The sequence below is a fragment of the Pseudoruegeria sp. SHC-113 genome (genome assembly GCF_025376885.1).
In the GTDB taxonomy this organism is placed as follows: Bacteria; Pseudomonadota; Alphaproteobacteria; order Rhodobacterales; family Rhodobacteraceae; genus Pseudoruegeria.
Genome location: NZ_JAHUBR010000004.1, coordinates 108047 through 128087, shown reverse-complemented (window position 1 = coordinate 128087; position 20041 = coordinate 108047). Strand labels below are relative to the sequence as shown.

Below are 20041 nucleotides of genomic sequence, written 5' to 3'. Positions count from 1 at the left end.
GGTTCGGGCGGCAGACTAGGCGCGACCGTAGGCCTCCGCAATGGCGACCTGAAGCGCGTCTTCCGGGGTGCGATTGCCCCAGGCCACGAGCTGGAACGCCGGGTAGTAGCGTTCGGAGGCGCAGACAGCGGCCTCGATCAGCGTGCCGATCTGCTCGCTCGTCGGCATCTGCCCACCCGCCATGACAAGGCCATAGCGGTAGACCATCAGCCGCTGCTCGTGCCAGTAGGTGAAAGCCCCGGCCCAGCAGCGATCGTTGGTGTGGTTGAGCGCTTCGTAGAGCGCGGGGATGCGATCCTCCGGCGGCTCCATCTCGAAGGTGCAGATCATGCGCAGGGTTTCATCGTAGTCCGACCACGCCAGCGTGATCGAATAGGTGCGCCATTGCCCCTCCACCGCCATGGCGATCTGGTCTTCGCCTACACGGTCAAACTCCCATGCGTGATGTTCTGCAAGCGTCTCGACGATGTCGATCGGGTGCAGATCCTCTGCTTCAGAATAATGCTCGGATAGTGACATTGCCCGGCCTCTTCTTTGTTCGCCTAATGTGGGTGGCAGCCCACAAGACGCTGGGTGTCGTTACAAGGAAGAGCGGGGATAGTGGCTCCCCCTTACTAGATATGGTGCAGGGGGAGAGGCACGTCTGTAAAGCCAAAACTTGGGGATAACCGCAATAAGTTGTGGATGCTTCTGAACGGCGCACAAAATTCAGCAGGGTTCAAATTGGTCAAACCCCGAAAAACAAAAGGCGCCCGCGAGGGGCGCCCTGATCGGTGGGACTGTGCCGAAAGGCTGGCTTATTTCTTGGCTTCCAGCGCATCAAGCCGCGCTTTGAGCGCTTCATTCTCTTCGCGGGCCTTCTGGGCCATGGCGCGCACGGCATCAAATTCCTCGCGCGTCACGAAATCGCGGTCCGCCAGCCAGCGGTCCATCATGCTCTTCATCGCGGTTTCGGCTTCCGCCCGCGCGCCTTGGGCCACGCCCATCGCGTTGGACATCAGCTGGGAAATATCGTCGAGAACCTTGTTGCGCGTCTGCATGGATCACCTAACCGTTTTGCTTAGGCCCTATATGGCGTCGCGGAGGCGAAAGCTCAAGGTTGTCGTCCCCGGTTGACTTCCCCTTCTCGCCGCAGGCACAGATGGCCCATGCAGGCAGTTCTTTCCTTCCCCAATGTTGGCCCCGAGATTTTCGCAATCGAAATCGGCGGGTTTTCCTTCGTGCTGCGCTGGTATGCGATGGCCTATATCGTCGGGCTGATCCTTGGCTGGCGGCTGGTGGTGGCACTGATGAAACGGCCCACACTCTGGCCCGGCGATGCCGCGCCAATGAAGCCGGAACAGGTGGAGGAGCTGCTGACATGGATCATCCTTGGCGTGATCCTTGGAGGGCGGCTCGGGTTTGTGCTGTTCTACCAACCCGCCTATTACCTCGCCAATCCGGCCGACATCTTGAAGGTCTGGCAGGGCGGCATGGCCTTTCATGGCGGCTTCCTCGGCGTGGTGGTGGCCACATGGCTCTTTGCCAGCAAACACGCAATTTTCGTGCCCTCGCTGTCTGATGCCATCGCCATGGCCGCGCCGCCGGGGCTGATGCTGGGGCGCATTGCCAATTTCATCAATGCCGAGCTCTGGGGCCGCCCGAGCGATCTGCCCTGGGCGGTGATCTTCCCCGGACAGGCGGCGCAGGATTGCCCCGGCGTGGTGGGGCTCTGCGCGCGCCATCCCTCGCAGCTTTACGAGGCCGCGCTTGAGGGGCTGATCCTTGGCGGCGTGATGCTCTATCTCGCCCTGCGGCGCGGCTGGCTGAAGCAGCCGCTGGCGATCACCGGCGTGTTCCTACTGGGCTACGGGCTGTCGCGCTACGTGGTGGAGTTCTTCCGGCAGGCCGACGCGCAGTTCATCACGCCCGAGAACCCGCTGGGCCGCATCCTCGATCTTGGCCCGCTGGGTGTCAGTATGGGTCAGGCGCTGTCGCTTCCGATGATCGCGGCGGGCGTGCTGCTGATCCTCTGGGCACGGCGGCAGAGCCCGGCATGAGCGCGCTTAAGCAGATTTTGATTGATCGCATCCGAGCGGGCGGGCCGATCAGCCTTGCCGACTATATGGCCGAATGCCTCATGCATCCCGAACACGGCTATTACAGCACGCGTGATCCTTTCGGCGCGGGGGGCGATTTCACCACGGCACCGGAAATCAGTCAGATGTTCGGCGAGCTCTGCGGGCTTTCCCTCGCGCAGGCGTGGCTCGATCAGGGCGCGCCCAGCCCCTTCCTGCTCGTGGAGCTTGGCCCCGGGCGCGGTACGCTGATGGCGGATCTGCTGCGCGCAACGAAGGGCGTGCCGGGGTTTCACGCGGCGATGCGGCTGCACCTCGTGGAGGCTTCGCCCGTGCTGCGCGGCGCGCAGCGAACGGCCCTTGAGGGCTTTGACGTGCAGTGGCACGAAAGCCTCGCCGACGTGCCACTTGGCCCCATCTTCCTCATCGCGAACGAATTTTTCGACGCGCTCCCCCTCCGCCAGTTCGAACGCGCCGCAGAAGGTTGGAGCGAACGGCTCGTCGGCCTCAGCGAAGATGGCACCCTGAGCTTCGGCCTCTCCCGCCCCGCACCCATTGCAGTGCTCGATGGCCGGTTGGAGGACACGCGGCCCGGCGATCTGGTGGAGGTCAGCAGCGCGGGCCGGGCCATCGCGGGAGAAATCGCGGAGCGGATCGCGCGCGCAGGCGGCGCGGCGCTGATCGTGGACTACGGCGACTGGCGCTCGCTGGGCGACACGCTGCAGGCCCTGCGCGGCCATGCCCCCACCGATCCGCTCACCGCGCCGGGGCAGGCCGATTTGACGGCCCATGTGGATTTCGAAACCCTCGCACAAGCCGCCGCAGGCAAGGCCGATATCAGCCGCCTGACGCCGCAGGGCATCTTCCTTGAACGGCTCGGCCTCACAGCGCGGGCGCAGGCCTTGGCAAAGGGCCTTGCGGGCGAAGCGCTCACGGCGCATGTTGCTGCCCATCGGCGCCTCGCCCATCCGGACGAGATGGGAAGGCTCTTCAAGGTGCTGGCCATGGTCCCGCAAGGGGCTTTGATGCCGCCGGGGGTGGAACGATGACGCTAGAAATCCTCACCAGCGAAGCCCTAGGCCCCGTGCGCCATGGCTTCTTCACCCGCCGGGGCGGGGCCTCGTCGGGCATTTTCGAGGGGCTCAACTGCGGCATGGGATCCTCGGATCAGGCCGAGATCGTGCATATCAACCGCAGCCGCGTGGCCAACGCGATGGAGGTTGCGCCCGAGGCGATGACCTTCGTGCACCAGATCCATTCCCCTGACGTGCTGACTGTCTCCGCGCCGGGCGAAGGCGGCGGCCAGGCCGATGCGCTCGTCACGGCAACGCCGGGGCTCGCCCTTGCGATCCTCACCGCCGATTGCCAGCCCGTCCTGCTGGCGGATCCTGAGAACGGCGTAATCGGCGCGGCCCATGCGGGCTGGAAAGGCACGATCGACGGCGTGCTGGAAAACACCGTCGCCGCAATGGAAGCCGCCGGGGCCGAGCGCAGCGCGATCCGCGCCAGCATCGGGCCCTCGATCAGCCAGCGCGCCTATGAGGTTGGCCCGGAGTTCTTCGAGCGTTTCATGGACGAAGATCCTGAGAACGCCCGCTACTTCGGCAACGGCGAGGGCGACCGCTACCTCTTCAACCTCACCCATCTCGGCGCGGACAAGCTGCGCGCGGCGGGCGTGGGCGTGGCGGAATGGACAGGCCACTGCACCTATTCCGATCCGCAGCGCTTCTATTCCTACCGTCGCAGCGTGCACCAGCGCGAAGCCGATTACGGCCGGTTGATCAGCGTCATCCGCCTTTAACGGGGCGAATTCGGGCAGGAAGGCGGCAAGCCCCTGCCCATTGCCGCCACAAAGCGGCGAAACAATCCCCGCACCAAACCCCGCATTGTTTGCAAAACAACTGTTTTCCAGGGGTTTTGCGCTAGCAGCGCATGGTTAGGCCGGTCTGGCACTGCATGGCAATTGCCTCAAACTTTCCTTGGAATCTTCCCGCGATCGGCCCGCCGCCCCGCCATATTGGCTCCAACACGGCAAGACACGCCAACACGGCGGTGCATCAAAAAGTTACGGAGTGGGTATCATGAAACTGAAGAAACGCATGCTCGACGGCATCAAGGCTGAAGCCGAAACCCTGACGCATAAAATGCCCTGGGAACGCGGCGCGCGCCGGGAGGCCTTCATCGTGAAACGCCGCTTGCAGGAGCAGCCCCGCCGCCGCAGCCTGCGCCAGCTGATGGCCTGATCCCTGGCCCTATCGCCCTGACGAGGCCGCCCACCGGGCGGCCTTCGTGTTTTCGCGCCCCTTGGCCGGCCCCGCCACACGCGATTCGCCCTTCCCTTCGCCAAATGTGGCAACCGATCCCGATTTATGGAAACAAAGCGCCCCTCCCCTCGCCATTGCCCGCAGCCCGCGGATCAATATGGCCGGAATTTTGACAATCCCCGGCCAGATCCCGCATCGTCTTTGCATAGTCCTTCTGCTTCTTCGGTGGGGGCCGGTGCAGATGTGATCAGGCGAAAGGCTGAACGCATGACCTACCCCCTCAACCCCGTCCGCCTCACGGGGGAAGATGCACGAGCCGGCAACGGCTCTCGGAACTGGAACGCTCACCCAGGCAGGCCTTCGTCGGAGGCTGTGCATGCATTGCGCCGCTACGACGTGGCCTGCCTCGGGATCCCCCTCGACGATATGCCAAGCCTCCACCGCTTCTCGCGCGTGGCCCCCGCGAGCCCCCATCTGGACGCCGCCTTCGCCGCTTTTGCCCATGGCACCCTATTGGCCACGCCAGAGGGCCCGCGCGCGATCGAGGATCTGGAGCCGGGCGACAAGGTGGACACCCTGCACAATGGCCCGCAGCCGCTGCGCTGGATCGGGCGCATCACCCTGCCCCCGGCGCAAACCGCAAGCCCCGTTGCCCTGCCGCTACTGCGCATTCTGCCCGGCGCTTTTGGCGGCGTCCTTCCCGAGCGCGATATGCTTCTGGGCCCCTATGCCCGCATCCTGCGCGGCCAAGGCGATTTCGCCACCCTGCGCCCCGTGGCAGGCCTTTGCGATGATATGACGGTGGTGCAGACGGCCTCAGCCTCCGCCGTGAGCCTCTATCACATCGGCTTTGCCCGCCACGAGATCGTCATGGCCGGTGGCCTGCCGATGGAGAGCTTTCACCCCGGCGAGAATTTCGAAGTCAGCTACACGTCGGAGGAGCTTTCCAGCCTGCTCGACTTCTTCCCCGCCTCCGCCAGCCCGCGCCGCTTTGGCCGTACCGCCTGCAAACAGATGCGCTTCGCCCACTGACTTGAAGCATTAGGCCGGGGGCGCATCCTCACGGCCCAGCGCATGGAGCCGCGCCTGCAAGGAAAGCGCGCGCGCATCGCCCGCTTCAAGCGCGAAGATGAAGGCCTGGGTAAAGTAGAAACAAGCGGCATCCGCGCCTTGCGCAGCCTCCCCGGCCTGCTTGTAGAGCCCGATCAGAGCCCCGGCATCGCGCCGCGCATGGGCCGCCAGCAGCGCCGCGTCCAGATCCGCCGCCTCCTCAGGCAGGGCGCTCACGCCTGCGCCTCTTGCCCCTTCAGGATCTGCGAGGCCACCCAATGGTGGAACAGATGCGTCGGCCCGTCCATCGCGGGCGAGAAGCGGCCTCCGTCAAACAGCACGCCGTGGCGGCCGCGCTGCATGCCCTCTACCACGAAGACATCTTCCTCGAACACGCCCTTCCACAGCGTCGCGTTGTCATCGCGCAACGCCTGATAGCTGCTGCCCTGCACCTCCGGCGCGGTGTAGTAGAGCGCCACATGTTCGATGGTGCGCTCGGTGGAGATCGGCTGCAGCAGGATGGCGAAGCTGTGATCACGGTGCACGCCCAGAAGCACGTTCGGATAGAGCGCCACATATTCCGCTGCTGTCTCCCATGTGTCGCTCAGGCCCGGCACGTCCGGGAAGGGCGCAAGTCCCTCACGTTTCAACTGGCGATAAACCAGCGTGCCCTGCCCCGAATAGGCCCCCGGCGCTTCGATATGGTAGTGATCCTCCAGCCGCGAGTAACTGTTAAGGCCCGGATGCACCCACGGCAGGTGATAGCTTTCGCAGTAATTTTCGACCGCGAGCTTCCAGTTCGTCGCCACATCCAACTCGAACCGGCTTTCGGGACCACCCGCATAAACGGGGTGCTCGAACTCCGCCCAGCGCTGCAGCAGATCGGCGTGCACCTCCTCGAAAGGCGCGGCGGTGCCGGAGACATTGACGAAGACGATGTCGCGCCAGACGTGGTGGCGCACGCGGATCAGGCCCAGATCGCCCTTATCCACTTCCCGGTGCGTGTTGTGCCCCGGCCCGCCAACGTGCGGCGTGGCGCGCAACTCGCCGGTGAGTGCGTAGCACCAGCTGTGATAAGGACAGCGCAGCGCGCCCTCCACCTTGCGCTTTTCTTCGACAAGGATCATCCCGCGATGGCGGCAGGTGTTCTGATAGACATGCAGGCCGCCCTGCCGGTCCCGCGCCAACAGGAGCGGCATGCCGAGGAAATCCACCGGCATCACGTCGCCCGGCTCCGGCACATCCGCGCCGAACCCTACGCCGGACCAATTCTCAAACAGCACCGCCTGCCGCTCCTGCGCAAAGACTTCGGGCGAGATGTAATGCGCGTTGGGCAGGCCGCGCGCCTGCGAAACATCCTTCAGGACGGCGTGTAGATCCTCTGTCTGGATATGCTGCATCTGCCCCTCCCCCGGCCTTAGCGCTGCTGCCTGCAAGCTTGGGCGCGCAGGCCGTGCGCGCGCTAGAACAGGCAAGACACGGGAAGGTTCGGAAGCGACACCGCCGCCCGTAACAAATTCAGTGATTCGGATGTGATTCGAGGCACAGGCTCGCCGTTGTTAGCGCGAACGCGACGCCGCCACCTCGCGCTCGCCTTGCCGTTGTGTCGCAGGCGTTTTCCCCTCCGGAAGGCCGCGATACCGGAAAAAACCCAGCAAATTCCACGCATCGCAGTTCTGTCAACAAGTTGACCAAATACGCGTGATATAGTCAAATTGTTTTACAGAAAAATAAAAGCTTTTCAGTGTATTGGCTGATCCTTTACGATTTACAGCATCGGAGGAATCGCGCTGGTTGGAGCAGCCGCGATACAGCATTTCAGGGGGGATCATTCTCATGACCGATTCTGCGCCAACCACTTACGCGCCTTCCGCGGATTTCATTGCAAACGCCCATCTCGACGCCGCCAAATACGATGCGATGTACGCAGCATCCATCAGCGATCCGGACGCCTTCTGGGCAGAGCACGGCAAGCGAATCGACTGGATCAAACCCTTCACCAAGGTGAAGAACGCCAGCTTCGAGTTCGGCAATGTCGACATCAAATGGTTCGAGGACGGCACCCTTAACGTCGCCGCCAACTGCATCGACCGCCACCTCGCCACCCGAGGCGATCAGACGGCCATCATCTGGGAGCCCGACTCCCCGGAGGAAGAGGCCAAGCACATCACCTACAAACAGCTGCACACCAGCGTCTGCCGGATGGCCAACATCCTGGAAGAGCTGGGCGTGCGTAAAGGCGACCGGGTTGTCATTTACCTCCCGATGATCCCGGAAGCCGCCTATGCCATGCTGGCCTGCGCCCGGATCGGGGCGATCCACTCGATCGTCTTCGCAGGCTTCAGCCCCGATGCTTTGGCAGCCCGTGTCAACGGCAGCGACGCCAAGGTTCTCATCACCGCCGATGAAGCCCCGCGCGGTGGCCGCAAGACGCCGCTGAAATCCAACGCCGACGCCGCCCTACTGCACTGCAAAGACACGGTGAAATGCCTCGTGGTGAAGCGTACCGGCGGGCAGACGACGTGGATCGCGGATCGCGATTACGACTACAACGAGATGGCGCTGGAAGCTTCTGACGTCTGCGCGCCCGCCGAGATGAACGCCGAGGATCCGCTCTTCATCCTCTACACCTCCGGCTCCACCGGCCAGCCCAAGGGCGTGGTGCATTGCTCCGGTGGTTATCTCGTCTACGCGGCGATGACGCATCAATACACCTTCGATTACCACGAGGGCGACATCTACTGGTGCACCGCCGATGTGGGCTGGGTCACCGGCCACAGCTACATCGTCTATGGCCCGCTAGCCAATGGCGGCACCACGCTGATGTTCGAAGGCGTACCGACCTACCCGGACGCAGGCCGCTTCTGGGCTGTTTGTGAGAAGCACAAGGTCAACCAGTTCTACACCGCCCCCACCGCCATCCGCGCGCTGATGGGTCAGGGCACCGAGTTCGTCGAGAAATACGACCTGAGCGATCTGAAACTGCTCGGCACCGTGGGCGAGCCAATCAACCCGGAAGCCTGGAACTGGTACAACGAGGTTGTCGGCAAGGGCAAATGCCCGATCGTGGACACATGGTGGCAGACCGAAACCGGCGGCCACATGCTGACCCCGCAGCCCGGCGCCCATGCCACCAAGCCCGGCTCCGCGCAGAAGCCCTTCTTCGGCGTGCACCCGGTGGTTCTGGACGCCCAGACCGGCGAAGAGATCCACGAAACCGCTGCCGAGGGCGTGCTGGCGCTGAAGGAAAGCTGGCCCGGCCAGATGCGCACCGTCTGGGGCGATCACGAGCGGTTCCAGAAAACCTATTTCTCCGACTACAAAGGCTACTACTTCGCCGGTGACGGCTGCCGCCGCGACGCCGATGGCGATTACTGGATCACAGGGCGCGTGGATGACGTGATCAACGTCTCCGGGCACCGCATGGGCACCGCCGAAGTGGAAAGCGCGCTCGTGGCGCACGCCAAAGTGGCCGAGGCCGCCGTGGTGGGCTACCCGCACGACGTGAAAGGTCAGGGAATCTACTGCTACGTGACCCTGATGAACGGCGTCGAGCCTTCCGAGGAACTGCGCAAGGAGCTGCGCACCTGGGTGCGCACCGAGATCGGCCCCATCGCTTCGCCAGATCTGATCCAATGGGCACCGGGCCTGCCGAAAACCCGCTCCGGCAAGATCATGCGCCGCATCCTGCGCAAGATCGCCGAGGATGATTTCGGCGCTCTGGGCGATACCTCCACGCTGGCAGAGCCTGCCGTGGTGGATGATCTGATCGAAAACCGCATGAACAAGGCCACCTGATCATGGACAGCGTTCAGCCCCAGCCCGCAACACCCGTGACCCTCATCCTGCTTGGCCCCCCGGGGGCCGGCAAAGGCACCCAGGCACGGATCCTCGAATCCCGCTTCGGCCTCGTGCAGCTGTCCACAGGCGACCTCCTCCGCGCCGCGGTGGCCGCCGGGACCGAAGCGGGCCGCAAGGCCAAGGCCGTGATGGAAGCGGGCGGGCTGGTGTCGGACGAGATCGTTCTGGCGATCCTGAAAGATCGCATGGGCGAGCCGGATGTGACCTCTGGAGTCATCCTTGATGGCTTCCCCCGCACCATCGGCCAGGCCGACGCGCTTGGCGCGCTGCTGGCTGAAGCCGGCACCAAGGTCGATTGCGTCATCTCGCTTGAGGTGGACGACGAGGCCATGGTCGAGCGCATCTCGGGCCGCTCCACCTGCGCAGCCTGCGGGGAAGGCTACCACGATACATTCAAGGCCCCGGCAAAAGCGGGTGTCTGTGACAAATGCGGAGGCACGGAATTCAAGCGCCGCGCTGACGATAACGCCGAGACGGTGCGTGAACGGCTTGCCGCCTACCACGCCCAGACGGCTCCGCTGATTGCCTATTACGACGAAAAGGGACTGCTTAAGTCGGTGGATGCGATGGGGTCGATCGACGCCATCACCGAAGCCCTTGGCACGATCGTCGCGGGCGTTTCGGCCTAACCGGAGAAAGGTGCCCAAAGGAGAGGGGCGCCGATCACCACAATAGAGGGAGAAGACGTGATGGCGGAAAATCCATCCGATAACGACTATTGGTCGGCGAACCTCCGGATCATCAAGATTTGTCTTGTGATCTGGGCACTGGTTTCGTTTGGCTTTGGCATCCTGCTGCGCCCGATGCTGTCGGGCATTCCTGTCGGCGGGACAGACCTTGGCTTCTGGTTTGCCCAACAGGGCTCGATCCTCGTCTTCCTGGCGCTGATTTTCTTCTACGCCTGGAAGATGAACAAGCTCGACGCCGAACACGGCGTTGAGGAGGAGTAAATCCCATGGATCAGTTTACCATCAACCTGCTGTTCGTGGGCGCATCCTTCGCGCTCTACATCGGCATCGCGATCTGGGCCCGCGCGGGTTCCACGTCGGAATTCTACGCCGCTGGCCGCGGTGTTCACCCTGTCACCAACGGCATGGCCACGGCGGCGGACTGGATGTCGGCCGCCTCCTTCATCTCGATGGCGGGCCTCATCGCCTTCACCGGCTATGACAACTCCACCTTCCTGATGGGCTGGACGGGCGGCTACGTGCTGCTGGCCCTGCTGCTCGCGCCCTACCTGCGCAAGTTCGGCAAGTTCACGGTGTCCGAGTTCATCGGCGACCGCTTCTACAGCCCGACCGCGCGCCTTGTGGCCGTGATCTGCCTGATCGTCGCCTCGGTGACCTACGTGATCGGCCAGATGACGGGCGTTGGCGTGGCCTTTGGCCGCTTCCTCGAAGTGTCCAACACCACCGGCCTGCTGATCGGTGCCGCCGTTGTGTTCGCCTACGCCGTGTTCGGCGGCATGAAGGGTGTGACCTATACCCAGGTGGCGCAATACGTCGTGCTGATCACCGCCTACACCATCCCGGCGATCTTCATCTCGCTGCAACTGACGGGCAACCCGATCCCGGCGCTTGGCCTGTTTGGCGATCACGTCGCGTCCGGCGAGCCGCTGCTGGCGAAGCTCGACCAGATCGTGACGGAGCTTGGCTTCGCGTCCTACACGGAGCACCATGCCGACACGCTCAACATGGTCCTGTTCACGCTCTCGCTGATGATCGGCACCGCCGGCCTTCCGCACGTGATCATGCGCTTCTTCACCGTGCCGAAAGTGTCTGACGCACGCTGGTCCGCTGGCTGGGCGCTTGTCTTCATCGCCCTGCTCTACCTGACCGCCCCGGCTGTCGGCGCCATGGCCCGCCTCAACATCTCCGAGATGATGTGGCCCAACGGCACCTCCGGCGAGGCTGTCTCTGTCGAGCAGATCGAAACCGACGAGCAATACGCCTGGATGGCGACGTGGCAGAAAACCGGCCTGCTGGGCTGGGAAGACAAGAACGGCGACGGCAAGATCCAGTACTACAACGACAAGTCCGAAGCTCTGGCTGAGCGGGCTGCCGCGAATGGTTGGGAAGGCAACGAACTGACCAACTTCAACCGCGACATCCTCGTGCTGGCCAACCCGGAAATCGCAAACCTGCCCGGCTGGGTGATCGGCCTCGTGGCCGCCGGTGGCCTCGCCGCCGCGCTCTCCACCGCCGCCGGCCTGCTGCTCGCGATCTCCTCGGCCGTGTCGCACGACCTGATGAAGGGCCAGTTCACGCCCAACATCAGCGAAAAAGGCGAGCTTCTGTCCGCCCGGATCGCAATGGCCGTGGCAATCTGTGTCGCAACCTACCTGGGCCTCAATCCTCCGGGCTTCGCAGCGCAAACCGTGGCTCTTGCCTTCGGTCTGGCCGCCGCGTCGATCTTCCCGGCGCTGATGATGGGGATCTTCAGCCAGCGCGTGAACAACAAGGGTGCCGTTGCCGGTATGCTCGTTGGTCTCGTGGTGACGCTGGTCTACATCTTCCTGCACAAGGGTTGGTTCTTCATCCCGGGCACCAACAGCTTCACGGATGCGGATCCGCTCCTGTTCACTGTCAAGTCGACCTCCTTCGGGGCCATCGGCGCGCTGCTGAACTTCGTGACCGCCTATGTGGTGTCCAACGCGACCGAAGAAACGCCGCAAGAGATCAAGGACCTGGTTGCCAGCGTCCGTATCCCGCGCGGTGCCGGTGTGGCCCAGGATCACTAGGGCCTACCTTGCGGCCGGCGCGGCCCCCTGATCCGCGCCGGCCCCTCTCGTGGCACGCCCTCCCTTCCCGCTTTGGGCGTGCCACACCCCACACCCGATTTTTCAAAAGGTCGATGCCATGCCCATGCGAGCCCCCGAGATCGCGGCCTTCCTGGCCGGCATCCACCCCTACGACACCCTTCCCGCCGCCGATCTGGAACGCGTCAGCGAGGCCAGCGCTTGCAAGACAGTCGCCGCCGGCGAAACCGTCTACAAACAGGGCGACAAGCTAGAAGGGCTCTACATCGTCTTTTCCGGCGAGGTGGATGTGGAGGACGCAAACGGCGTCCAGCTTTCCCACCTCGGCAGCCGCAACTCCTTCGGGGAACGCGGCCTTCTGCGCGACGGCAAGGCCGTCACCACGGCGCGGGCCGCAGGCGACGCGCAGCTGCTGCTGGTGCCTGCCCGCGTCTTCCTGCACCTGCTGAAAACCCAAGCCAGCTTCGCGCGGTTCTTTGACCGTTCCCGCGCCACCGTGGCCGCGCCCAGCGATCTGAGCACCATCGGCATCGGCGATCTGATGGCGCGCGATCCGCTGACCTGCACGCCCAAGACCTCCGTCACCGAAGCCGCGCGGATCATGCGTGACAATCGTGTCTCAAGCCTCGGGGTGATCGGCGAGGGCGGCCAGATGGTCGGCATCCTCACGATCCGCGATCTCGCCTATAAGGCCGTGGCCGATGGCACCCCCGGCAGCGCGCCCGTCTCCGAGGTGATGCGGGCTGACCCGGTGACGCTGGATCCCGGCGCGCTTGGCTCCGACGTGCTGCACGCGATGCTCGAAATGGGCGTGGGCCACCTGCCCGTGGTGGACCGTGGCTGCCTGATCGGCATGGTCACGCAGACAGATCTCACCCGCTTTCAGGCAATCTCCTCTTCGGTGCTGGTGGCCGATGTGGCCGAGGCCCGCGACGCCTTCGATCTGGCCGCCGTCACCGCGCGCATCCCGCAGATGCTGGTGCAGCTTGTGGGCTCCGGCAACCCGCATCAGGTGGTGACGCGGCTGATCACCGACGTCGGCGATGCCGTCACCCGCCGCCTGCTCGCGCTGGCCGAAGAAAAGCTCGGCCCCGCGCCCGTGCCCTACCTCTGGCTGGCCTGCGGCTCGCAAGGGCGGCGCGAACAGACCGGCGTTTCGGATCAGGACAACTGCCTGATCCTTGATGACGCTTTCACCGAGGCGGACCGCACCTATTTCACCGCCTTCGCCAAATTCGTCTCCGACGGGCTGGACGCGGCGGGCTACTACTACTGCCCCGGCGACATGATGGCGACCAATCCGCAATGGTGCCAGCCGCTGGCCACCTGGACGCGCTACTTCCAGAACTGGATCGCCAAACCCGATCCGAAAGCACAGATGCTGGCCTCGGTGATGTTCGATCTGCGCCCCATCGGCGGGACGGCGGCGCTGTTTGACACCCTGCAGGCCGACACGCTGAAGGCGGCGGCGGGCAATTCGATTTTCGTGGCCCATATGGTCAGCAATTCGCTCAAGCATACGCCCCCGCTCGGGCTCTTGCGCGGCTTTGCCACGATCCGCTCCGGCGAGCACAAGAACACGCTGGATCTGAAACACAACGGCGTGGTGCCGGTGGTGGATCTGGGCCGCGTCTATGCGCTGCAGGGCCAGCTGACCGCCGCCAACACCCGCGAACGCCTGCTTTCGGCGGGCGAGGCGGGCGTGCTATCGAAAACCGGTGCGCGGGATCTGGTTGATGCCTACGACCTGATCGCGCAGACTCGGCTGGAGCATCAGGCCGGGCAGATCAAGGCGGGCGGCAAGCCCGACAACTTCCTGCCCCCGGCCGCGCTCTCCGATTTCGAGCGGTCCCACCTGCGCGATGCGTTCGTGGTGATCCGCACCATGCAATCCTCGATCGGCCACGGCCGGTCCATGCTCGGGTAGGCCCATGTTCTTCGATTTCATCTCCACCATCGCAATCGGCTTCTGCGCGGCGGGGATCGTCCTACTGCTCAACCACATGCTGCGCGGCCGCCTGCCACGCTGGCTTGCGCCCGTGGCCGCCGGTGCCGCGATGATCGGCTTCACGATCTGGAGCGAATACACGTGGTATCCGCGCACGCTGCTCACCCTGCCCGAGGGCATCGAGGTGGCCGAGACCTATGAGCATTCCGCCTTCTACCGCCCCTGGACCTACGCCAAACCCTTCGTGAACCGCTTCTCGGCGGTGGATCAGGCCACCCTGCGCCGCAACGATCAGGTCGAGGGGCAGGTGATGGCCGACATCTACCTCTACACCCGCTGGCAGCAGCTCGCCCGCGTCCCCGTTCTGGTGGATTGCGCAGGCAGCCGCATGGCCGAGCTGGTAGCGGGGGCCGAATTTGACGAAAACGGCGCGATTACAGATGCGCGCTGGCAAGACCTGGCACAGGAAGACGCGCTTTTGACATTGAGCTGCAAGGCCTAAAGGCCCGCGCAGCAGATATGGGACGGGAGGTCCGCATGGCAAAATCGGTACTGCTCGTGGAGGACGAGGACAACATCGCGACCGCGCTTGAGATCATGGTGGGCCGGCAAGGCTATGCCATGAGCCGCGTCGCCAACGGCGGCAAGGCGGTGGCCGCGATCACCGAACAGCACCCCGATCTGGTGATCCTCGATGTCACCCTGCCGGAAGTCTCGGGCTACGAGATCTGCCAGACGGTGCGCAATGATCACGCCTTTGACGATGTGAAGATCCTGATCATGACGGCCCGCGGCTCCGAAATGGACCGCCGCAAGGGGCTCGCGCTCGGGGCCGATGATTTCCTCGCCAAACCCTTCGCCATGAAAGACCTGACCGAGAAGGTCGCCGCGCTGATCGGCGGCACGCAGCCCGGCCAGCCGGTGGCGTAACCATGGAGCGCCTCTCCCTCCGGCTGCGCATTTTCCTCTTCTTCGCGCTGGTGGGCCTCGGTGGCGCGGCGGCGGTGATCGGCGCGCTGGCCTGGGGCTACACGCGGCTCGGCGATCCGGCCGCGCTTTCGGCCTTTATCACCTCCGGCCTCGTGGCCTGTTTCGTCATCCTCGGCATGAGCGCGGGCATCTGGTTGCTGTTTGACGAACATGTCGCCAAGGCCGTGGAGCGGCTGGCAAGCGACATGCGCAGCCGCGCCCATGCCGATGTGGCCCATGGGCTGGATGGGGACGCCGCTAAATACCTCGGCGATCTCGCCCCCGCCGCCGCCGCCGTGGCCACCGGGCTTTCGGAAACCAAGACCGCCCTGCAGGAGGCCGTCGCCCGCGAAACCCGCGCCATCGAGGACAACCGCGCCCAGCTCGAAGCCATCCTGTCGGATGTGGAAGCCGGGATCATCCTCTGCACCGACGATCACCAGATCGCGTTTTACAACGGCCACGCCGCCGCCCTGTTCCGCGATCACGCGCCGGGGCTGGACCGCTCCGTCTTCCGCACGCTGAAAGCCGGCCCGATCCTGCACGCCTACGCAAGGCTGCGCTCCGGCGCGCCGGGGGAGGCGAGCGATCTACTCTGCGTCTCCGAAAGCGGGCAGACGCTCTCGGGCCGCATGCGGCTCTTCTCCGCCGGCGGGCGCGGCGGCTATGTGCTAGTGCTGCGCGACGTCACGAAAGCCCTGCGCGGCCACCTTGAACGCGACGCCGCTTTGGCCAGCGCGCTGGAAGAAATGCGCCGCCCCGCCGCAGGGCTGCAAACGATCCTCAGCGTGCTGGGCGAAGATCTGCAGGAGGCCGAACGCACGGCGCTGCAAACGGCGATGCGCGAGGAGACCGAAGCCTTGGTGGCGCAGGTCAACGGGCTGATCGCCCGCCGCGCGCAGGAGGATCGCTCCGGCGCGTGGTGGCCGATGCCCTTGATCCACGGCGAAGACATCCGCGCCGGGTTGGAAACCGGCCTTGGCCTCACAGCCACCGCCGATCCGATGAGCCTGCCCTGCGACGGCTACGCGCTGGTGCAGCTGGCCTGCAACCTCGGGCAGCGCCTGCGCACTGAAGGGCGCGGCACGGGCCTTGCCGCGAGCCTGTCCAAGGCCAGCCCCGGCGCCACGCTCGATCTGACGTGGGAAGGCGCGCCGCTCGCGGTGACGGAACTGGAGCACTGGCTGGACGCGCCCTTTGACGAAAACCTCCCGGCGATCACAGGCCGCCGCCTGCTCGACATGCACGGCGCGGAAAGCTGGCCCGAACGGGCGGCAGGCAGCCGCAACCGCCTACGCATCGCCCTGCCGCGCGCCGAAACCGAAGCCGCCGCGCAGGCCTATGCCCGCTCCGCCGCCGTCTATGATTTCGCCCTGATGACGCGCCCTGCGCCGCCCGACATCGCCCAAAGCCCGTTGCGCAGCTTGCATTACGTGGTGTTTGACACCGAAACCACCGGGCTTTCGGTGCTGAAAGGCGATCGCATCGTGCAGATCGCGGCAGTCCGTGTCGTCAATGGCCGCATCGTGCCAGAGGAGATCTTCAACACGTTGGTGGACCCGGAACGCTCAATCCCGCCCGAAAGTACGAAGATCCACCACATTACAGATGCCGACGTGGCCGGCGCCCCCACCCTCGCAACCGCCGGGAAGAGCTTCCACAGCTATTGCGAAGGGGCGGTGCTGGTGGCTCATAACGCGCCGTTCGACATCGGCATGCTGCGCCGCGACAAGGGAGAATTCGGCGAGATGTTCGATCACCCCGTGCTCGACACCGTGCTGCTCTCTGCCGTCGTCTTTGGACAATCCGCCGAACATTCGCTGGACGCGCTCGCCGCCCGGCTCGGCGTCACCATCCCACCCGAGCTGCGCCACACCGCCCATGGCGATGCGCTGGCCACGGCGGAGGTCTTCCTGAAGCTGCTGCCGATGATGGAAGCCGTTGGCATAGAAACCTTCGCCGACGCCACGCGCAAAACCCGCGAGCACGGGCGGCTCCTGGCCGATCTCAACTGACGTTCATGCGAGGCTCTGCCTCGCGCTCCGGGATATTTGGGCCAAGCTGAAGGGGCCCCACTTTGTTCTGAAAATATCTCGGGGGGCCGCCGCAGGCGGCGGGGGCAGAGCCCCCTATTCCGCCGCCACGGTTTCCTGCCCTGCCGGTTCCACGCGAACGGCAGAAAACTTGAACTCCGGGATCTTGCCGTAAGGGTCGAGCGCCGGGTTGGTGAGGATATTGGCCGCGGCCTCCACATAGGCAAAGGGCAGGAAAACCATATCCTCGGCAACCGCGCGGTCGGCGCGGGCCATGACTTCGACGCTGCCACGCCGGGTGGTGAGCCGCACCATGGCGCCGGGCGCAAGCCCCATGCGGCGCAGGGTTTTCGGGTGCAGCGAACAGTTGGCCTCGGGCTCCACCGCATCGAGCACCTTGGAGCGGCGCGTCATGGAACCCGTGTGCCAATGCTCGAGCTGGCGGCCTGTTGTGAGGATCATCGGATACTCCGCGTCCGGCGCTTCATCGGGCGCGATGACAGCGGCCGGGGTGAAGCGGGCACGGCCTTCCGCGCGGGGGAAGCCGTCCCCAAAAACGATCGCCTGCCCCGGGTCTTCGGGCGAAAGCGAGGGATAGGTCACCGCGTTCTGGGCTTCCAGCCGCTCCCATGTGATATTGGCCAGCGAGCGCATGTTCTGTTTCATTTCGGCAAAGATCTCGCGCGGGTGGCTATAGGCCCATTGCAGGCCCAGCCGCTTGGCCAGTTCCACCTCGATCCACCAATCCTCGCGCGCCTGCCCCGGCGGCGTGACGGCGGGGCGGCCCATCTGCACCTGCCGGTTGGTGTTCGTCACCGTGCCGGTTTTCTCGGCAAAGGCGGAGGCGGGCAGGATCACGTCGGCGTAATTGGCGGTTTCGGTGAGGAAGATGTCCTGCACCACGAGATGTTCGAGCTTCGCAAGCGCATCCCGCGCGTGATCCACATCCGGATCGCTCATCGCCGGGTTCTCGCCAAGGATATACATCCCGCGCGTGTTGCCGGCGTGGATGTCGTCCATGATCTCGGTGACGGTGAGCCCTTTCTCGGAAGAGAAATCGCCGGACTGCCAGACCTCGGTGAAGGCGGCGCGCACGCCGTCGTCTGCTACCGTCTGGTAGTCGGGCAGGAACATCGGGATCAGCCCTGCATCCGAGGCCCCCTGCACGTTGTTCTGGCCGCGCAACGGGTGCAGCCCGGTGCCGGGGCGGCCCACATGGCCGCACATCAGCGCCAGCGAAATCAGGCAGCGCGAATTATCCGTGCCGTGGATATGCTGGCTCACCCCCATGCCCCAGAAGATCATCCCGGCCTTGGCGCCTGCAAAGGTGCGGGCCACGTCGCGCAGCACGTCTGCCTCGATCCCGCAGACCTCGGCCATCTTCTCGGGCGCGAAATCGGCCAGATGGGCCTTCTCGGCCTCCCAGTTCTCGGTGAAGGCCGCGATATATTGCTGATCGTAAAGTCCCTCTTCCACGATCACATGCATGATCGCGTTCAGCATCGCCACATCGGCTCCGGGGCGGAACTGCAGCATGTGGCTGGCGTGCCGCCGCAGGCCGACACCGCGCGGATCCATCACGATCAGCTTTCCGCCACGCTTGGCGAATTGCTTGAAATAGGTCGCCGCGACGGGGTGGTTTTCCACCGGGTTGCAGCCGATGGCGATGGCCACATCGGCGTGTTCGATCTCGTTGAAGGTGGCCGTCACCGCGCCTGAGCCGACATTTTCCAGCAGCGCCGCCACGGAAGACGCATGGCAAAGCCGGGTGCAGTGATCGACGTTGTTGTGGCCAAAGCCCTGCCGGATCAGCTTTTGGAAGAGATAGGCTTCCTCGTTGGTGCATTTGGCCGAACCGAAGCCAGCCACGGATTTGCCACCGTGATCGGCCTTCAGGCGCGCAAGCCCTCCGGCGGCGGCGTCCAGCGCCTCCTCCCAGCTGGCTTCGCGGAAATGGGTGAGCGGGTTGGCGGGATCGACGTTCAGCCCCTTGGCGGGCGCATCTTCACGCCGGATCAGCGGTTTGGTGAGCCTGTGCGGGTGGTGGATGTAGTCAAACCCGAAGCGCCCCTTCACGCAGAGGCGGCCTTCGTTGGCGGGGCCGTTGATGCCCTCCACGTATTTGATCGCGCCATCTTTCACCTTGAGCGAGACCTGACACCCGACCCCGCAGAAGGGGCAGACGCTTTCGACCTCGGCATCATAATCGGCGGAATCGCCCACCTGGTCGGCGTCCAGCACCGTTTTGGGCATCAGCGCGCCGGTGGGGCAGGCCTGCACGCATTCGCCGCAGGCCACGCAGGTCGAGGCGCCCATGTCGTCGCCCATGTCAAACACCGGGTAGGCATCATGGCCGCGCCCGGCCATGCCGATCACGTCGTTCACCTGAACCTCGCGACAGGCGCGCACGCAGAGGCCGCACTGGATGCAGGCATCAAGGTTCACGCTCATCGCCACATGGCTGTCGTCCAGAAGAGGGATGCGCTCGGCCTCCAGCGTCGGAAGGCGGCTTTCGGCGACGCCCTGTGCGGCGGCCATGTCCCAGAGGTGGGAGGATTTGTCATGCGCCACAGCCTGCTCGGGCTGATCGGCCAGCAGCATCTCCATCACCATCTTGCGGGCGCTATCCGCGCGCGCCGTGGCCGTGTGCACCACCATGCCATCAGAGGGCGCGCGGATGCAGGAGGCCGCCAGTGTGCGCTCGCCGTCGATTTCCACCATGCAGGCGCGGCAGTTGCCATCAGACCGGTAGCCCGGCGCATCCTTGTGGCAGAGATGCGGGATCAGCGTGCCCTCGCGCTTGGCCACCTCCCAGATGCTCTCGCCTTCCGAGGCCTGCACTTCGCGGCCATCGAGCGTGAAACGGATGGTATCGGACATGGCGTGCTTTCCTGTATCGGCGCGGCTGTTTGCCCCAAACTAGAGCATTTCGCCCCGCCGCGCAGCGCATCAACAGCGACGGCAATTGCGCTTTTTGCGCCACCGGCGTTTCCGATCGCCTCCCGCGTGGCGCGCATCGGGGCCCTTTGCGCGGCGGATCGGGGTTTACCTCCGCGCCCAAGCCACTATCACTGGCGGGCGCGCAAGACAGGCAGGGAGGG

18 protein-coding genes are annotated in these 20041 nt (G+C 64.9%); 13 read left to right on the top strand and 5 right to left on the bottom strand.

The annotated features are described in order from the left end of the window. Positions 1–15 precede the first annotated feature (15 nt). The gene (locus tag KVX96_RS18075) at positions 16–519 is read right to left on the bottom strand and encodes a YbjN domain-containing protein (protein ID WP_261196205.1); all 504 of its coding nucleotides are present in this window, start codon (positions 517–519) and stop codon (positions 16–18) included. Positions 520–797: 278 nt separating this feature from the next. After that, complete coding sequence (locus KVX96_RS18070) at positions 798–1040, bottom strand: accessory factor UbiK family protein (RefSeq protein ID WP_261196203.1); 243 nt, start codon at positions 1038–1040, stop codon at positions 798–800. Positions 1041–1148: 108 nt separating this feature from the next. Here KVX96_RS18070 and lgt point away from each other — a divergent pair, with 108 nt between their 5' ends. From lgt to KVX96_RS18045, 5 genes are all read left to right on the top strand, one after another. Then, positions 1149–2039, top strand: a complete 891-nt coding sequence (lgt, locus tag KVX96_RS18065) for a prolipoprotein diacylglyceryl transferase (RefSeq protein ID WP_261196202.1) — start codon at positions 1149–1151, stop codon at positions 2037–2039. Continuing rightward, positions 2036–3106, top strand: a complete 1071-nt coding sequence (locus KVX96_RS18060) for a class I SAM-dependent methyltransferase (RefSeq protein WP_261196200.1) — start codon at positions 2036–2038, stop codon at positions 3104–3106. Before lgt ends, KVX96_RS18060 begins: the two co-directional genes overlap by 4 nt. Beyond that, positions 3103–3858 (top strand): peptidoglycan editing factor PgeF, encoded by a 756-nt coding sequence (gene pgeF, locus KVX96_RS18055; RefSeq protein ID WP_261196198.1) that lies wholly within the window; start codon positions 3103–3105, stop codon positions 3856–3858. Before KVX96_RS18060 ends, pgeF begins: the two co-directional genes overlap by 4 nt. A gap of 280 nt (positions 3859–4138) precedes the next feature. Beyond that, the gene (locus KVX96_RS18050; protein ID WP_261196197.1) at positions 4139–4300 is read left to right on the top strand and encodes a hypothetical protein; all 162 of its coding nucleotides are present in this window, start codon (positions 4139–4141) and stop codon (positions 4298–4300) included. Positions 4301–4702: 402 nt separating this feature from the next. Beyond that, positions 4703–5353 carry a Hint domain-containing protein gene (locus KVX96_RS18045; RefSeq protein WP_261196196.1) on the top strand — a complete coding sequence of 217 codons (651 nt, stop codon included), beginning with the start codon at positions 4703–4705 and terminating at the stop codon, positions 5351–5353. A gap of 9 nt (positions 5354–5362) precedes the next feature. On the opposite strand, the gene KVX96_RS18040 is transcribed toward KVX96_RS18045, so the two are convergent. Continuing rightward, the gene (locus KVX96_RS18040; protein WP_261196195.1) at positions 5363–5608 is read right to left on the bottom strand and encodes a hypothetical protein; all 246 of its coding nucleotides are present in this window, start codon (positions 5606–5608) and stop codon (positions 5363–5365) included. After that, the gene (locus tag KVX96_RS18035) at positions 5605–6771 is read right to left on the bottom strand and encodes an aromatic ring-hydroxylating oxygenase subunit alpha (RefSeq protein WP_261196194.1); all 1167 of its coding nucleotides are present in this window, start codon (positions 6769–6771) and stop codon (positions 5605–5607) included. The genes KVX96_RS18040 and KVX96_RS18035 overlap by 4 nt, the downstream gene beginning before the upstream one ends. Positions 6772–7207: 436 nt before the next feature. Between KVX96_RS18035 and acs the strand changes: the two genes are divergently transcribed. The 8 genes from acs (at position 7208) to KVX96_RS17995 (ending at position 16922) form a co-directional block, all read left to right on the top strand. Next, positions 7208–9169, top strand: a complete 1962-nt coding sequence (gene acs / locus KVX96_RS18030) for an acetate--CoA ligase (protein ID WP_261196193.1) — start codon at positions 7208–7210, stop codon at positions 9167–9169. A 2-nt stretch (positions 9170–9171) separates the two neighbouring features. Next, positions 9172–9861, top strand: a complete 690-nt coding sequence (locus KVX96_RS18025) for an adenylate kinase (RefSeq protein ID WP_261196192.1) — start codon at positions 9172–9174, stop codon at positions 9859–9861. 60 nt (positions 9862–9921) lie between these two features. Continuing rightward, positions 9922–10182 (top strand): DUF4212 domain-containing protein, encoded by a 261-nt coding sequence (locus KVX96_RS18020; protein ID WP_261196191.1) that lies wholly within the window; start codon positions 9922–9924, stop codon positions 10180–10182. Positions 10183–10187: 5 nt separating this feature from the next. Then, positions 10188–11972 (top strand): sodium:solute symporter family protein, encoded by a 1785-nt coding sequence (locus tag KVX96_RS18015; RefSeq protein WP_261196190.1) that lies wholly within the window; start codon positions 10188–10190, stop codon positions 11970–11972. Between the two features lie 118 nt (positions 11973–12090). Then, complete coding sequence (locus KVX96_RS18010; RefSeq protein ID WP_261196188.1) at positions 12091–13917, top strand: DUF294 nucleotidyltransferase-like domain-containing protein; 1827 nt, start codon at positions 12091–12093, stop codon at positions 13915–13917. Between the two features lie 4 nt (positions 13918–13921). Beyond that, a complete protein-coding gene (locus tag KVX96_RS18005; protein ID WP_261196186.1) occupies positions 13922–14440 on the top strand; it encodes a hypothetical protein in 519 nt (172 codons plus the stop codon). Between the two features lie 35 nt (positions 14441–14475). Beyond that, complete coding sequence (locus tag KVX96_RS18000) at positions 14476–14868, top strand: response regulator transcription factor (RefSeq protein ID WP_261196184.1); 393 nt, start codon at positions 14476–14478, stop codon at positions 14866–14868. 2 nt (positions 14869–14870) lie between these two features. Further along, positions 14871–16922, top strand: a complete 2052-nt coding sequence (locus tag KVX96_RS17995; RefSeq protein WP_261196182.1) for an exonuclease domain-containing protein — start codon at positions 14871–14873, stop codon at positions 16920–16922. A 114-nt stretch (positions 16923–17036) separates the two neighbouring features. Here KVX96_RS17995 and fdhF read toward each other — a convergent pair whose 3' ends face one another. Then, on the bottom strand, positions 17037–19820 hold the full coding sequence (gene fdhF / locus KVX96_RS17990) for a formate dehydrogenase subunit alpha (protein ID WP_261196180.1): 2784 nt from the start codon (positions 19818–19820) through the stop codon (positions 17037–17039). Between the last annotated feature and the right edge of the window lie 221 nt (positions 19821–20041).